16 protein-coding genes and 1 pseudogene are annotated in these 14,650 nt (G+C 70.2%); 11 read left to right on the top strand and 6 right to left on the bottom strand.

Annotation, left to right across the window (positions count from 1 at the left end; genetic code table 11):
- Positions 1-262: 262 nt before the first annotated feature.
- From AC07DI_RS35515 to moaA, 3 genes are all read left to right on the top strand, one after another.
- Positions 263-661, top strand: a complete 399-nt coding sequence (locus AC07DI_RS35515; RefSeq protein WP_478908898.1) for a DUF485 domain-containing protein — start codon at positions 263-265, stop codon at positions 659-661.
- A complete protein-coding gene (locus AC07DI_RS35510) occupies positions 658-2,295 on the top strand; it encodes a solute symporter family protein (protein WP_478908897.1) in 1,638 nt (545 codons plus the stop codon). Before AC07DI_RS35515 ends, AC07DI_RS35510 begins: the two co-directional genes overlap by 4 nt.
- Before the next feature lie 158 nt (positions 2,296-2,453).
- Entirely contained in the window at positions 2,454-3,461 is a 1,008-nt protein-coding gene (gene moaA / locus AC07DI_RS35505; RefSeq protein ID WP_478908895.1) for a GTP 3',8-cyclase MoaA, read from the top strand.
- Between the two features lie 18 nt (positions 3,462-3,479).
- Here moaA and AC07DI_RS35500 read toward each other — a convergent pair whose 3' ends face one another.
- The gene (locus AC07DI_RS35500) at positions 3,480-3,695 is read right to left on the bottom strand and encodes a hypothetical protein (RefSeq protein ID WP_478908892.1); all 216 of its coding nucleotides are present in this window, start codon (positions 3,693-3,695) and stop codon (positions 3,480-3,482) included.
- A 187-nt stretch (positions 3,696-3,882) separates the two neighbouring features.
- Entirely contained in the window at positions 3,883-4,269 is a 387-nt protein-coding gene (locus AC07DI_RS35495) for a DUF3099 domain-containing protein (protein ID WP_478908891.1), read from the bottom strand.
- 225 nt (positions 4,270-4,494) lie between these two features.
- On the opposite strand from AC07DI_RS35495, the gene AC07DI_RS35490 reads away from it, so the two are divergent.
- Positions 4,495-4,770 carry a GlsB/YeaQ/YmgE family stress response membrane protein gene (locus AC07DI_RS35490; protein WP_384257707.1) on the top strand — a complete coding sequence of 92 codons (276 nt, stop codon included), beginning with the start codon at positions 4,495-4,497 and terminating at the stop codon, positions 4,768-4,770.
- A gap of 116 nt (positions 4,771-4,886) precedes the next feature.
- On the opposite strand, the gene tyrS is transcribed toward AC07DI_RS35490, so the two are convergent.
- The 3 genes from tyrS to AC07DI_RS35475 all read right to left on the bottom strand — a co-directional run bounded on the left by tyrS (position 4,887) and on the right by AC07DI_RS35475 (position 9,168).
- Complete coding sequence (gene tyrS / locus AC07DI_RS35485; protein ID WP_478908890.1) at positions 4,887-6,155, bottom strand: tyrosine--tRNA ligase; 1,269 nt, start codon at positions 6,153-6,155, stop codon at positions 4,887-4,889.
- Positions 6,156-6,247: 92 nt separating this feature from the next.
- Entirely contained in the window at positions 6,248-7,648 is a 1,401-nt protein-coding gene (locus AC07DI_RS35480) for a metallopeptidase TldD-related protein (protein ID WP_478908888.1), read from the bottom strand.
- Positions 7,645-9,168: a TldD/PmbA family protein gene (locus tag AC07DI_RS35475; RefSeq protein WP_478908886.1), complete on the bottom strand. Its 1,524-nt coding sequence runs from the start codon at positions 9,166-9,168 to the stop codon at positions 7,645-7,647. Before AC07DI_RS35475 ends, AC07DI_RS35480 begins: the two co-directional genes overlap by 4 nt.
- A gap of 184 nt (positions 9,169-9,352) precedes the next feature.
- Between AC07DI_RS35475 and fabG the strand changes: the two genes are divergently transcribed.
- From fabG to AC07DI_RS35460, 3 genes are all read left to right on the top strand, one after another.
- The gene (gene fabG / locus AC07DI_RS35470) at positions 9,353-10,072 is read left to right on the top strand and encodes a 3-oxoacyl-[acyl-carrier-protein] reductase (RefSeq protein WP_478908884.1); all 720 of its coding nucleotides are present in this window, start codon (positions 9,353-9,355) and stop codon (positions 10,070-10,072) included.
- A gap of 4 nt (positions 10,073-10,076) precedes the next feature.
- Positions 10,077-10,838, top strand: coding sequence for an enoyl-ACP reductase FabI (gene fabI / locus AC07DI_RS35465; protein WP_478908882.1), 762 nt, complete (start codon positions 10,077-10,079; stop codon positions 10,836-10,838).
- A gap of 145 nt (positions 10,839-10,983) precedes the next feature.
- Entirely contained in the window at positions 10,984-11,319 is a 336-nt protein-coding gene (locus tag AC07DI_RS35460; protein WP_384257775.1) for a hypothetical protein, read from the top strand.
- Here the strand turns inward: AC07DI_RS35460 and AC07DI_RS35455 are convergent.
- Entirely contained in the window at positions 11,303-12,013 is a 711-nt protein-coding gene (locus tag AC07DI_RS35455) for a FadR/GntR family transcriptional regulator (RefSeq protein ID WP_478908881.1), read from the bottom strand. The genes AC07DI_RS35460 and AC07DI_RS35455 overlap by 17 nt on opposite strands.
- Before the next feature lie 108 nt (positions 12,014-12,121).
- On the opposite strand from AC07DI_RS35455, the pseudogene AC07DI_RS35450 reads away from it, so the two are divergent.
- The 4 genes and pseudogenes from AC07DI_RS35450 to AC07DI_RS35435 all read left to right on the top strand — a co-directional run bounded on the left by AC07DI_RS35450 (position 12,122) and on the right by AC07DI_RS35435 (position 14,627).
- Positions 12,122-13,426, top strand: a pseudogene (locus AC07DI_RS35450) (CynX/NimT family MFS transporter).
- Between the two features lie 69 nt (positions 13,427-13,495).
- Positions 13,496-13,612 carry an SGM_5486 family transporter-associated protein gene (locus AC07DI_RS35445; protein ID WP_268770442.1) on the top strand — a complete coding sequence of 39 codons (117 nt, stop codon included), beginning with the start codon at positions 13,496-13,498 and terminating at the stop codon, positions 13,610-13,612.
- 192 nt (positions 13,613-13,804) lie between these two features.
- A complete protein-coding gene (locus tag AC07DI_RS35440) occupies positions 13,805-14,020 on the top strand; it encodes a hypothetical protein (RefSeq protein WP_384257727.1) in 216 nt (71 codons plus the stop codon).
- Between the two features lie 88 nt (positions 14,021-14,108).
- A complete protein-coding gene (locus tag AC07DI_RS35435; protein ID WP_478908878.1) occupies positions 14,109-14,627 on the top strand; it encodes a SixA phosphatase family protein in 519 nt (172 codons plus the stop codon).
- The last annotated feature ends 23 nt before the right edge of the window (positions 14,628-14,650 follow it).

Here is a 14,650-nt window from a genome sequence, read left to right as displayed (position 1 = left end):
GTGGTTCAGGGTGAAGCTAACCCGGAAAGTCCCAGGCCATCAATGAGTTGCCGAAGAAATCGGGGAGTTCGGCCACGTCGCGCGGCGCGCGGGGACGTTGAGCAGGGGACGGAAGCAACATCAACCCCCTGTCGGATCACGTCCCGTGGCCTTAGCATCGCCATCCGTGGCCCACGTGATCCGCGTCACTCCCGGATGCGAGGCCTGCGACCCCATGGAACAACTGTCCGTCCCCACCCCACCCGCACCACGAGGAGACTCCGTGGCCACCGACGCACCGCCCCCTTCGAAGGGTGGCGCAGGAAAAGACCCCGCTCCCCACGCGCCCTCCACGGAGGAGTTCATCGAGGTGCAGGAGGGCGCGGAATTCGGTGAACTGCGCCGCTCGCACCGCTCGTTCGCCTTCCCGCTCACCGTCGCCTTCATCGCCTGGTACCTCGGGTACGTCCTGCTCTCCAACTACGCGGGCGAGTTCATGGGCACCAAGCTGTTCGGCAACATCAACGTCGCCCTGGCCCTCGGCCTCGGGCAGTTTCTGACCACGTTCCTCATCGCCTGGTTCTACTCGCGACACGCCGCCGCGCGGCTCGACCCCAAGGCCGAGGCCATCAGGGCTCGCATGGAGAACGGCCCGCAGACCCGCCTGGAGGGCGACGCATGAGCCCCGCGCACCCCGCCGTCATCGAGCTGGCGGCCGCGTCCGACGCCTCCGAGCACCGGACGCTGATCATCAGCCTCTTCGCGGCCTTCGTCGTCGCGACCCTCGTCATCACCGTGTGGGCCGGGCGGCAGACCAAGAGCGCCGCCGACTTCTACGCGGGCGGCCGGCAGTTCACCGGCTTCCAGAACGGCCTGGCCATCTCCGGCGACTACATGTCCGCCGCGTCCTTCCTCGGCATCGCGGGCGCCATCGCCCTCTTCGGCTACGACGGCTTCCTCTACTCCATCGGCTTCCTGGTCGCCTGGCTGGTGGCGCTCCTCCTCGTCGCCGAACCGCTGCGCAACTCCGGCCGCTACACGATGGGCGACGTCCTCGCGTACCGCATGCGCCAGCGCCCGGTCCGCACCGCGGCCGGCACCTCCACCATCGTCGTCTCGATCTTCTACCTGCTCGCGCAGATGGCCGGTGCGGGCGTCCTCGTCTCGCTGCTCCTCGGCATCACCTCCGACGCGGGCAAGATCCTCATCGTCGCCCTCGTCGGCGTCCTGATGATCGTCTACGTCACCATCGGCGGCATGAAGGGCACCACCTGGGTGCAGATGGTGAAGGCCGTCCTGCTCATCGCGGGCACCATCCTCATCACCTTCCTGATCCTGCTGAAGTTCCACTTCAACGTCTCCGACCTGCTCGGCACCGCCGCCTCCAACAGCGGCAAGGGCTCCGCCTTCCTGGAGCCCGGCCTCAAGTACGGCGCGAGCGGCACCACCAAGCTGGACTTCATCTCGCTCGGCATCGCCCTGGTCCTGGGCACCGCGGGCCTGCCGCACATCCTGATCCGCTTCTACACGGTGCCCACAGCCAAGGCCGCCCGTAAGTCAGTGAACTGGGCCATCGGCATCATCGGCGCCTTCTACCTGATGACGATCGTCCTCGGCTTCGGCGCCGCCGCGCTGCTCAAGCCCGGCGACATCATCGCCTCCAACAAGGCGGGCAACACCGCGGCGCCGCTCGCCGCCATGGAGATCGGCGGCGGTGGCGACTCCACCGGCGGCGCGCTGCTGCTCGCGGTGATCTCCGCGGTCGCCTTCGCCACCATCCTCGCCGTCGTCGCGGGCCTCACCCTCGCCTCGTCGTCGTCATTCGCGCACGACATCTACGCCAACGTCATCCGCAAGGGCAAGGCCACCGAGAAGGAGGAGATGAAGGCCGCCCGCTGGGCCACCGTCTTCATCGGCATCGTCTCCATCGCGCTCGGCGCACTCGCCCGCGACCTGAACGTGGCGGGCCTGGTCGCCCTCGCCTTCGCGGTCGCGGCCTCCGCCAACCTGCCGACCATCCTCTACAGCCTGTTCTGGAAGAGGTTCACCACGCAGGGCGCGCTCTGGTCCATCTACGGCGGCCTCGTCGCCGCCGTCGGCCTGGTGCTGTTCTCCCCGGTCGTCTCCGGCAAGCCGAGCTCGATGTTCCCCGACGCGAACTTCGACTACTTCCCGCTGGAGAACCCGGGCCTGATCTCCATCCCGCTGGGCTTCCTGCTCGGCTGGCTCGGCTCGCTCCTCTCCAAGGAGGAGCCCGACAAGGGCAAGTACGCGGAGCTGGAGGTCAAGTCCCTCACCGGCGTCGGAGCGCACTGACGAGAAATTGTTCACGCGTTCGCAGCGGCCGCGTCGTAGAGTCCTACGACGCGGCCGCGCTGTTCCTCGTGGCAAATGGCCCATGGCGTTGTCAGAGGTCTGGCGTAAGGTCGAAACCAGTCGGGAACATCAGCACCAACCGCCGGGGAGGGGCCGCAGTGCTCATCGACACGTATGGCCGCGTAGCCACTGACCTGCGCGTATCACTGACCGACCGCTGCAATCTGCGCTGTACGTACTGTATGCCGGAGGAAGGCCTGCAGTGGCTGGCCAAGCCCGATCTGCTCACCGACGACGAGATCGTCCGCCTCGTGCGCATCGCCGTCACACAGCTCGGCATCACCGAGGTCCGCTTTACCGGCGGCGAGCCGCTGCTGCGCCCCGGTCTCGTCGGCATCGTCGAGCGCTGCGCCCAGCTCGAGCCCCGCCCGAAGATGTCCCTGACGACGAACGGCATCGGTCTCAAGCGCACCGCGAAGGCCCTCAAGGCCGCGGGCCTGGACCGGGTCAACGTCTCCCTGGACACCCTGCGCCCCGACGTCTTCAAGACACTCACCCGCCGTGACCGCCACAAGGACGTCCTCGAAGGCCTCGAAGCGGCCCGCGACGCCGGCCTCACCCCGGTCAAGGTCAACACCGTCCTGATGCCGGGTCTGAACGACGACGAGGCCCCCGACCTCCTCGCCTGGGCCGTGGAGAACGCGTACGAGCTGCGCTTCATCGAGCAGATGCCCCTCGACGCCCAGCACGGCTGGAAGCGCGACGGAATGATCACAGCAGGTGACATCCTGAACTCCCTGCGCACCCGCTTCGAGCTCACCGAGGAAGGCTCCACGGAGCGCGGCTCGGCCCCCGCGGAGCGCTGGATCGTCGACGGCGGCCCGCACCGCGTCGGCGTCATCGCCTCCGTCACCCGCCCGTTCTGCTCGGCCTGCGACCGCACCCGGCTGACCGCCGACGGCCAGGTGCGCACCTGCCTGTTCGCCACGGAGGAGACCGACCTGCGCGGAGCCCTGCGCGCGGCCCCCGAGAGCAGCACGGACGGCTCGGAGGAGGCCATCGCCCGCATCTGGAAGCTCGCCATGTGGGGCAAGAAGGCGGGCTCGGGCCTGGACGACCCGTCGTTCCTGCAGCCGGAGCGCCCGATGTCGGCGATCGGCGGCTAGTCGGCCCGGCCGGCTCGGCTAGCCCTCCCGGGCTTCCCATTCCGCGAGCGGCACCACGTCCTTCAACATCCCGCGCACGCCCAGGAATTGGGCGAGGTGCTCGCGGTGCTCCCCGCACGCGAGCCACGTCTTGCGCCGCTCGGGAGTATGGATCTTGGGGTTGTTCCAGGCGAGCACCCAGACCGCGTCGACGCGGCAGCCCTTGGCGGAACAGATGGGGGTTTCGTCACTCACAGTCGCGTCCAAGTGCTTCACAACAAGGCGACGCCGAGCAGCCACGGGGGGAGCTGCCCGGCGTCGGTCTGTCGCTCCGACGGGGGATGCGGAGCGCGTACGAAGTATGTCACGGGGGACCCGGTGACTGGCACCGGAACTACATGAATGGTCTGAGGTTTTCTTGAGCTTGGCGCAACGTCGACGGTCAGCTCTGCTCGTGCGCCGCGTTCCGCCGCTGGTCGTACGAGGATGCCAGGGGATCTTCCGGGGCGGATTCAGCGGCGGCGGTCGCGACGGGCGGCGCCAGCATTGGCCGAGAAGGAGCGGGTACGAACGTCGACGGCAGCGACGGCGCGTTCTCCCGGCCGGCGTTGGCGATCACGACGGAGACGTACGGCAGGAGAATTCCGAGTACCAGAGCGACGAACGCGACGTGCCGTTCGACGTTCCACAGCACCGCCGCGGCCACGACCGACACCGTACGCACCGTCATCGAGATCACATACCGGCGCTGCCTGCCCCGGACGTCCTCCGCGAGACCCTGCCGCGCCCCCGTGATCCGGAAGACCTGGCCGCTGCTCTGCTTCCGCATCACGCTCCACCGCCCTGTCCGATGTGCCGGACTCTCCGTGGATACCTGCCCCGGTCCGACCCCTCAACGTTACGCCGCGGCTGCGTCGCCTACGAGACCGGGGCAGGCCTCACCTCGGTGCTCTTCCTGCGCCGTGCCACGTATGGCGGTGCCCGACATGCGCCGTATGGCGGACCGGCCGACACTTGCCGTAACGCTCATGTGGAGCCATATGAGGAGGCAGCTATGGGCTGGTTGTGGGCGATCATCGTGGGATTCGTGCTGGGGCTGATTGCCAAGGCGATCCTGCCCGGTAAGCAGCACAGTCCGCTCTGGCTGACCACGGTGTTCGGAATCATCGGAGCCGTCCTGGGCAACTGGCTCGCCACGCAGTTCGGCATCAACGAGACCAAGGGCATCGACTGGGGGCGCCACGCGCTGCAGCTGGTCGCCGCGGTCGTGGTCGTCGGCCTGGGTGACGCTGCGTACAACATGATCCGGGGCAAGAGGCGAACGGCCTAGCCGCACGGGCGCACTCACGCACTCACGCACTCACGCACTCACGCACGGAAGAGGGCCGGTCCGCACGGACCGGCCCTCTTCGCATGTGCGGGTCGGGCCCCGCCGCGTGCCCGCGCTCAGCCCGCCGTGACCTCGACCGCGGCCAGGTTCTTCTTGCCGCGGCGCAGCACCAGCCAGCGCCCGTGCAGCAGATCCGAGCGGGACGGCACGGCGTCCTCGGCGGCGACCTTCACGTTGTTCACGTAGGCACCGCCCTCCTTGACCGTGCGGCGGGCGGCCGACTTGCTCGCCACCAGGCCGACCTCGGCGAGCAGGTCCACGACCGGTCCGAGCTCGGCGACCTGGACGTGCGGCAGCTCGGAGAGCGCCGCGGCCAGCGTCGCCTCGTCGAGATCGGCGAGGTCGCCCTGGCCGAACAGCGCCTTGGACGCGGCGATGACCGCGGCACACTGGTCCGCGCCGTGCACCAGCGTGGTCAGCTCCTCGGCGAGCGCGCGCTGCGCGGCGCGCGCCTGCGGACGCTCCTCCGTCTGCTTCTCGATCTCCTCCAGCTCCTCGCGGGACTTGAAGGACAGGATCCGCATGTACGTCGAGATGTCCCGGTCGTCCACGTTCAGCCAGAACTGGTAGAACGCGTACGGCGTCGTCATCTCCGGGTCGAGCCAGACGGCGCCGCCCTCGGTCTTGCCGAACTTGGTGCCGTCCGCCTTGACCATCAGCGGTGTGGCGAGCGCGTGGACCGTCGCGTCCGGCTCCAGGCGGTGGATCAGGTCGATGCCGGCCGTGAGGTTGCCCCACTGGTCGGATCCGCCCTGCTGGAGCGTGCAGCCGTACCGCCGGTACAGCTCCAGGAAGTCCATGCCCTGCAGGAGCTGGTAGCTGAACTCCGTGTAGGAGATGCCTTCCTGCGACTCCAGGCGGCGGGCCACGGAGTCCTTGGTGAGCATCTTGTTCACGCGGAAGTGCTTGCCGATGTCGCGCAGGAACTCGATCGCGGACAGGCCCGCGGTCCAGTCGAGGTTGTTGACCATCGTGGCGGCGTTGTCGCCCTCGAAGGACAGGAACGGCTCGATCTGCGAACGCAGCCGGGCCACCCAGTTCGCGACCGTCTCCGGATCGTTCAGGGTGCGCTCGGCGGTCGGCCGCGGGTCGCCGATCTGGCCGGTGGCCCCGCCGACGAGCGCCAGCGGCCGGTGCCCCGCCTGCTGGAGCCTGCGGACGGTGAGGACCTGCACCAGATGCCCGACGTGCAGGCTCGCCGCGGTCGGGTCGAAGCCGCAATAGAACGTGACGGGACCGTCCGCGAGCGCCTTGCGCAGTGCGTCTTCATCGGTGGACAGGGAGAAGAGTCCCCGCCACTTCAGCTCGTCGACGATGTCCGTCACGGTCTCGTGTCTCCTTGGGTGTGCTTGCACGGTGCACGAAAGTGCGAGGTTGCACGGAAGTGCGACGTCGCACGGAAGTGCAAGGTCTGAGGTTATACGCCCTGGCTGACCGAACTCATGTTGAAATCCGGGACGCGCAACGCGGGCATGGCGGCCCGGGTGAACCAGTCGCCCCACTCGCGCGGCAGTGTCCGCTCCGTACGGCCCGCCTCGGTGGCCCGGCCGAGCACGCCGACCGGCGACTCGTTGAACCGGAAGTTGTTCACCTCGCCCACCACCTCGCCGTTCTCCACGAGGTACACGCCGTCCCTGGTCAGGCCGGTGAGCAGCAGCGTCGCCGGGTCGACCTCGCGGATGTACCAGAGGCAGGTGAGCAGCAGTCCGCGCTCGGTGGCCGCGACCATCTCGTCCAGTGAGCGGTCGCCGCCGCCGTCCAGGACGAGGTTGTCGACGGTCGGCGTCACCGGCAGCCCGGTCAGCTCCGCGCTGTGCCGGCTGGTGGCCAGGTGAGCGAGGTCACCGGCGCGGATCCACTCGGTGGCGGAGAGTGGCAGGCCGTTGTCGAAGACGGAGGCGTCACCGCCCGAGGCGTGCGCGAGGACGAACGGCGCCGCCTCAAGGCCCGGCTCGTGCGGGTCGCTGCGCAGCGTCAGCGGCAGCCCGGCGATCCGCTCGCCGAGCCGCGTGGCGCCGCCCGGCTTGGCGAAGACGGTGCGGCCCTCGACGGCGTCGCGGGCCGACGACTGCCAGATCTGGTAGATCAGCAGGTCCGCGACGGCGGTCGGCGGCAGCAGCGTCTCGTACCGCCCCGCGGGCAGGTCGATGCGCCGCTCCGCCCAGGTCAGGCGCCGCGCGAGCTCGGCGTCGAGCGCCGCCGGGTCCACGTCCCCGAAGTCGCGGGTGGCCCGCCCCGCCCACGCCGACCTGGTGCGGTCGGGAGACTTGGCGTTCAGCTCGAAGGTGCCGGTCGGCTGGTCGTGCCGCAGCCGCAGCCCCGTCGACGTACCGAGGTAGCTGGAGACGAACTCGTGGTTGGCGAAGCCGTACAGCTCGCGGCCGCCCGCCCGGGCCCGCGCGAACGCTTCCCCGAGCGCCGGCGCGAACTCCGCGAAGACGGCGGAGGAGGTCTCGGCGGGCGCCTCGGTGAAGTCGGGGGACGCGGCGGTGCCGGTCACGAGCGGCTGGGCGTCCTCGGCGGGGCCCGCGCCGCGCGCGGCCTCCTCGGCGGCCCGCACCAGCGGCTCCAGGTCGTCGGCGGTCACGGCCGAGCGCGTCACGACCCCGGAGGCGGTGCCTTCCTTGCCGTCGACGGTCGCGATGACGGTGAGGGTGCGACCGCGGGTCACGCCGTTGGTGGTCAGCGCGTTGCCCGCCCAGCGCAGGTTCGCCGTCGACTCCTCGTCGGCGATCACGACGCAGCCGTCGGCGGTGGACAGTTCGAGGGCGCGCTCGACGATCTCGTGCGGCCTGGTGCTGCGCATCGACGGGCTCATCGACCGGCCTCCTGCGTGGTGTTGAGAATGTTCACGCCCCGGAACAGGGCGGACGGGCAGCCGTGCGAGACGGCGGCGATCTGGCCCGGCTGGGCCTTGCCGCAGTTGAAGGCGCCGCCGAGGACATACGTCTGCGGGCCGCCGACCGCCGTCATCGAGCCCCAGAAGTCGGTGGTCGTCGCCTGGTAGGCGACGTCGCGCAGCTGCCCGGCGAGCCGCCCGTTCTCGATCTTGTAGAACCGCTGCCCGGTAAACTGGAAGTTGTACCTCTGCATGTCAATCGACCAGGATCGGTCCCCGACCACGTAGATGCCGCGGTCGACGCCCGCGATCAGGTCCTCCGTGGAGAGCCCGCCGGGATCCGGCCGCAGCGAGACGTTGGCCATGCGCTGCACCGGTACGTGTCCGGGGGAGTCCGCGAACGCGCAGCCGTTGGAGCGCTCGAAGCCGGTGAGCTTCGCGATGCGCCGGTCCAGCTGGTAGCCGACCAGTGTGCCGTCCTTGATGAGGTCCCAGGACTGCGCGGCCACGCCCTCGTCGTCGTACCCGACGGTCGCGAGCCCGTGCTCGGCGGTCCTGTCGCCCGTCACGTTCATCAGCGGTGAGCCGTACGCCAGCTCACCGAGCCGGTCGAAGGTGGCGAACGATGTCCCCGCGTACGCCGCTTCGTAGCCGAGCGCGCGGTCCAGCTCGGTGGCGTGGCCGATGGATTCGTGGATCGTCAGCCAGAGGTTGGACGGGTCGACGATCAGGTCGTACGAGCCCGCCCGCACACTCGGCGCCCGCATCTTCTCGGCCAACTGCTCGGGGATCTCGGCGAGTTCGCTCTCCCAGTCCCAGCCGGTCCCCGTGAGGTACTCCCAGCCGCGCCCGGCCGGCGGCGCGATCGTCCGCATCGAGTCGAACTCGCCGCTCGACTCGTCGACGGCCACCGCCGTCAGCTGCGGGTGCAGCCGCACGCGCTGCTGGGTGGTCACCGTCCCCGCCGTGTCCGCGTAGAACTTGTTCTCGTGGACGGTGAGCAGCTCGGCGTCGACATGCGCGACGCCGTCCGCGGCGAGCAGCCGCGCGCTCCAGTCGGCGAGCAGCCCCGCCTTCTCCTCGGCCGGCACGGAGAACGGATCGATCTCGTACGAGGAGATCCACGTCCGCTCCGCGTGCACCGGCTCGTCCGCGAGCTCCACCCGCTCGTCCGCGCCCGCGGCCTTGATGACCTGCGCGGACAGCTTCGCCATCGCCACGGCCTGCGAGGCGACCCGGGCCGCCGCGTCCATCGTCATGTCGACACCCGAGGCGAAGCCCCAGGTGCCGCCGTGCACCACCCGCACCGCGTACCCGAGGTCCGTGGTGTCGGAGGTGCCCGCCGGTCTGGCGTCGCGCAGCCGCCAGGAGGCGCTGCGCACCCGCTCCAGGCGGAAGTCCGCGTGGTCGGCGCCGAGCGCCCGCGCGCGGGCGAGCGCGGCGTCGGCGAGAGGCCGCAACGGCAGTGCCGCGAAGGCTTCATCGATGGAATGGGGCACGGGTGTCTCCCTGTTGTCGGCGCCGGTCGGGTCCGATCATGTCGTCCGGAGGGCCCAGGGACCAGAGTTTATGTAGGGACCCGACAGGGAGTCCTCCGAGCCACTGTCGGTCGTCGATTCTCCGTATCGCGACAGGTACCGATAGGTTTTCGAGGTACCAGACCGCTAGGGAAAGGGTGATCCGTTGAGCCGCTCGGTTCTCGTCACCGGAGGAAACCGGGGCATCGGCCTCGCCATCGCCCGCGCATTCGCCGACGCCGGCGACAAGGTCGCGATCACCTTCCGCTCGGGTGAGCCGCCGAAGGAACTCACCGGCGCCGGTGTCCTCGCCGTCAAGTGCGACATCACCGACGCCGAGCAGGTGGAGCAGGCCTACAAGGAGATCGAGGAGAAGCACGGGAACGTCGAGGTCCTGGTCGCCAACGCGGGCATCACCAAGGACCAGCTCCTGATGCGCATGACCGAGGACGACTTCACGTCCGTCCTCGACACCAACCTCACCGGCACCTTCCGCGTCGTCAAGCGCGCCAACCGCGGCATGCTGCGCGCCAGGAAGGGCCGCGTCGTCCTCATCTCCTCGGTCGTGGGTCTGCTGGGCGGCGCCGGGCAGGCGAACTACGCCGCCTCCAAGGCGGGCCTGGTCGGCTTCGCGCGCTCGCTCGCCCGCGAGCTGGGATCGCGCAACCTCACCTTCAACGTCGTCGCACCCGGTTTCGTCGACACCGACATGACCAAGGTGCTGACGGACGAGCAGCGCGCGGGCATCGTCGCCCAGGTGCCGCTCGGCCGTTACGCGCAGCCCGAGGAGATCGCCGCCGCGGTGAAGTTCCTCGCGTCCGACGACGCCTCGTACATCACTGGAGCCGTCATCCCCGTTGACGGCGGATTGGGCATGGGTCACTGATCACATGAGCGGAATTCTCGACGGCAAGCGCATCCTCGTCACGGGTGTGCTGATGGAGTCCTCCATCGCCTTCCACGCGGCCAAGGTCGCTCAGGAGCAGGGCGCGGAGGTCATCCTGACCGCCTTCCCGCGGCCCACCCTGACCGAGCGCATCGCCAAGAAGCTGCCCAAGCCCGCCAAGGTCATCGAGCTTGACGTGACCAACCAGGAGCACCTGGACCGCCTGGAGGGCCTCGTCCGCGACGAGCTCGGCGGTCTGGACGGCGTCGTCCACTCCATCGGGTTCGCCCCGCAGGGCGCCTTCAACTTCCTGGAGGCCACCTTCGAGGACGTCTCGACGGCGATGCACGTCTCCGCGTACTCCCTGAAGTCGCTCACGATGGCGTGCCGCCCCCTGTTCGGCGACAGCGCCTCGGTCGTCGGCCTCACCTTCGACGCCCAGTACGCCTGGCCCAAGTACGACTGGATGGGCCCGGCCAAGGCCGCCCTCGAGGCCACCAGCCGCTACCTCGCCCGCGACCTGGGCAAGGAGGACATCCGCTGCAACCTGATCTCCGCGGGGCCGATCGGCTCCATGGCGGCCAAGTCCATCCCGGGCTTCGCCGACCTCGCGGACGTCTGGAACAGCCGCTCGCCGCTGAGCTGGGACATGGCCGACCCCGAGCCCGCGGGCCGAGGCATCGTCGCCCTGCTCTCGGACTTCTTCCCGAAGACGACCGGCGAGATCATCCACGTCGACGGCGGCGTGCACATGATGGGCGCCTGACCTGGCATTTCGCCCGTCATACGGTACGTTCCCGAGGCCCCGTCCTCCGCAGCGCGCGGGAGGCGGGGCCTCACCCGTTCGGCCCACGGGCCGGGCGGCGGCGGGGGAGTGGCGGGCACCCTGGAGTGTGCGTCTCTCCGGTGCGGTGCTCGTGGCTCTCGCTCTTGTGGTCGCCGCGCCGAGCGGTGCGCCGCAGGGACCGCATCCCGCGCGCGCGGGAGGGGCGGCGGGCGCGAAGGCGCAGAAGGCCCGGCCCTTCGGCTCCGAGTGCCGTACGGGCGTCGCGGGCCAGACCGTCGTCGCGTACTGCCACAACCCCTACCCCGAGACCGACCGCGTCCGCCTGCACGTGGAGTGCGCCCGCTGGTGGGACATCGACACCGACTCGCGGCCCGTCGAGGCGGGGCCCGCGATGACGGTGCGGCTCACCGGGCGGTGCTGGAAAGAGGTCCGCTCCGTCTGGGTCAGCCACCAGAAGTGACGCCCCGGCCGTCGGTCCTCCCCGACCGCTCAGGGCGGCACATGAACGGATAGCCCGCGGCCTCCACGGCGGCGGCCTGCGCGTCCCCGGCACGGATCGCGTCGACCAGCCTGGCGTGGTCCATGTGCGTCTCGGGGGTCAGCTCCGTGCCGATGTCCTCGCGCAGCCAGTCCCGCAGGACCTCGCCGAGGTCCGCGTACAGCGCCGTCATGACGTCGTTGTGCGAGGCGGCGACGACGGCCATGTGGAAGGTCGCGTCGGCCGTCACGAACGCCTCGGCGTCCCCGGAGGCCCAGGCCTCCTCGCGGCGTACCAGCAGGCCGTCGAGCTGCTTGAGGTCGCGCTCGGTACGGCGCTCCGCGGCGAGCTCGGCGGCGCTCGACTCCAGCGTGCTGCGCAGCTCGGCGATGTGCCGCGGGTCCGCGTCGGCGAACCTGCGCTGCATGACGCCGGCCAGCTCGCTCGTCGCGACCACATAGGTGCCCGAACCCTGGCGGATGTCGAGCAGGCCGTTGTGCGCGAGGGCGCGCACCGCCTCCCTGACCGTGTTCCTGGCCACGCCAAGCTGCTCCACCAGCTCCGGCTCGGTGGGAATGCGGGAGCCCACCGGCCACTCGCCCGAGGAGATCTGGTTGCGCAGCTCGGCGATGACCTGTTCGGAGAGTGCCGAACGGCGAGGGGTGGTCAGCGGCATGACGTTCCTTCGTGCAGTGGCGGTGGCGGTGGGGGCTGAGGGGCTTGCGTTCCAGGTGTGACGGAATCGATTGGACAGCCAATCATCCCATGATTCTATGATGGCCCCATGGCTAGTGAGGAAACCGGCACGATGACCCCGCCCACGACACCCCCCGTCCGCACCGCGGCCGGGGAGAAACAGGCCCCCACGCGCGCGTGGGCGACGCGACTCGTCATCGTCGGCATCGTCCTCGCGGCCATGAACCTGCGCCCCGCCATCACCAGCCTCGGCGCCCTCCTCGAAGAGGTGCGCGACGGCCTCGGCATGAGCGGCACCCTCGCCGGACTGCTCACCTCCGTACCGCCCCTCTGCTTCGCGGTCTTCGGAGTGATGGCCCCCCGCTTCGCCCGGCGCTTCGGTCCCGGCGCCGTCGTCTGCGTCGGCATGGCCGCGATCGCCGCGGGACTGCTCATCCGGCCCTTCGTCGGCGGCACCGCGGGCTTCCTCGCCGCCACCGCTCTCGCCCTCATGGGCATCGCGGTCAGCAACGTCCTCATGCCGGTCATCGTCAAGCGCTGGTTCCCCGACCGCGTCGGCTCGATGACCGGCCTGTACTCGATGGCACTGGCGCTCGGCACCTCCCTCGCCGCGGCGCTCACGGTCCCGATGACCGACGCGCTCGGCGGGCGCTGGCAGACCGGACTCGCCGTCTGGGCGGGCCTCGCCGTCGTCGCCGTCGTGCCGTGGATCCCGCTCGTCTAGGACCGCGGCCCGGTCTCCGCAGCCGCCCCGGAGCACGTCGACCCCGCGGTGCGGCAGGAGGACGCCGGACTGCGCATCACCCACAGCCGCACCGCCTGGGCCCTCGCCGTCTTCTTCGGACTCCAGGCGACGGCCGCGTACATCACGATGGGCTGGATGCCGCAGATCTTCCGGGACGCGGGCGTCCCGGCGGGCGAGGCGGGCGTGCTGCTCGCCGTCACGATGGCCATGGGCGTGCCGCTGGCTTTCGTCATCCCGAGGGTCGCCACGCGCCTGCCCAACCAGGGGCCCGTCGTGATCGTCCTCGGTCTCTGCGGCCTCGCCGGATACGCGGGCCTCTACCTCGCCCCCGCCGCCGGCGCCTGGGGCTGGGCACTGCTGATGGGCATCTCCAACTGCGCCTTCCCGCTCGCCCTCACGATGGTCGGAATGCGGGCCAAGAGCAGCGTGGGCGTCGCGAAGCTGTCCGCCTTCGCGCAGAGCACCGGCTACCTGATCTCGATCCCGGGACCGCTCCTCGTGGGCGTGCTCTACCAGCACAGCGGCGGCTGGGGCCTGCCCCTCACCCTCATGGCGTGCCTGATGGTGCCGCAGATCGTCGTCGGCACCCTGGCGGGCCGCAACCGCACGGTCGAGGACGAAGTGGCGGCCAGGGCCGCGGCGGCCTGACCCCGACGGGCGCCGAAGGGGCCCGACCCCGACGGCGGGGGGACCGGCGAAGGGTGCGAGACTGGCCATATGCCCGTCCTCGACCCGAACCCCCAGAACGGCCAGAAGAAGCTGCTCATCGTGCTCGGCGCGATGCTGGCCATCACCGTGATCATCGGCGTCATCGCCTCCATCGCCTCGCCGTGAGCCGACGCCCGCAAGGGACCCGAACGGACCTCGGCGGGGCGGATGGTGGGGCTAGCACCCCCATCCCCTAGGGGGCCAGTGTCAGGGTCAAGTGGGTGGGTCTCCGGATGGGGTTGAGGGGCGCCGATCACCTAACTTCGAGTGGTGGCCGCGAAAACGCGGCGCGGAGCACTCGAAGACCACGGAGGCGGCATGTCGGCCCGATCGCACACCCGGCGCGACCCGGCGGAGTCCGGCAGCGTCGAGATCCAGCTCCCGTGGTGGGCGATCGCCCTCCCCGCCGTCGCCTTCGCGGCCCTGCTCCTGCTCATCCTGAACCCCGTGGACGCGCACGCCACCGCAGGCGAACCGATCATCACCCACCTCCTGGAGCGCATACAGGCGCTGGTCCTGCGCACGGCCTCATGACCCCCCGCGCGCCCATGCCGTCACTCCTGGCGAGGGAGCGCACCAACTCCCTGCGCCTCGTGGCGCGTTTCATGCGAAGCTGGGATGTATGAGCGTCGCAGAACCCCGCAGGATTGTCCTCTTCCGGCATGCGAAGGCCGACTGGCCGCAGGTTTCCGACCACGAGCGCCCGCTCGCCGATCGCGGCCGCCGGGACGCCCCCGTCGCCGGGCGCAAGCTGGCCGACAGCGGCATCCCGTTCGACCAGGCCCTCTGCTCCACCGCGGCCCGGACCCGCGAGACCTGGAAGCTCGCCGTCCAGGAGCTGCCGCAGCGGCCCAAGACCGTCTACGAGGAGCGGGTGTACGAAGCCTCTCCCGGTGAGCTGGTCGCCGTACTCAACGAAACCCCGGACGACGTGCAGAACCTCGTCCTGATCGGCCACAATCCCGGGGTCCAGGGCCTGACGGATGTCCTTGCCGGTGACTGCGAGGGTGACGCCAGAGAGCGGCTGAACCGCCGGGGCTTTCCCACCGCGGCCTTCGCCGTGCTGACGTACTCCGGCTCGTGGAAGGCGCTCGAACCCGGCGTGGCCACCCTCGTCGACTACTGGGCGCCGTCCGAGTAGCGACCCGCCCCTCCTCCATCGTG

This window comes from Streptomyces sp. NPDC044106 (assembly GCF_056433985.1).
Note: the sequence above shows the minus strand (reverse complement) of the source record. Positions and strands in the feature narration are given on the sequence as shown.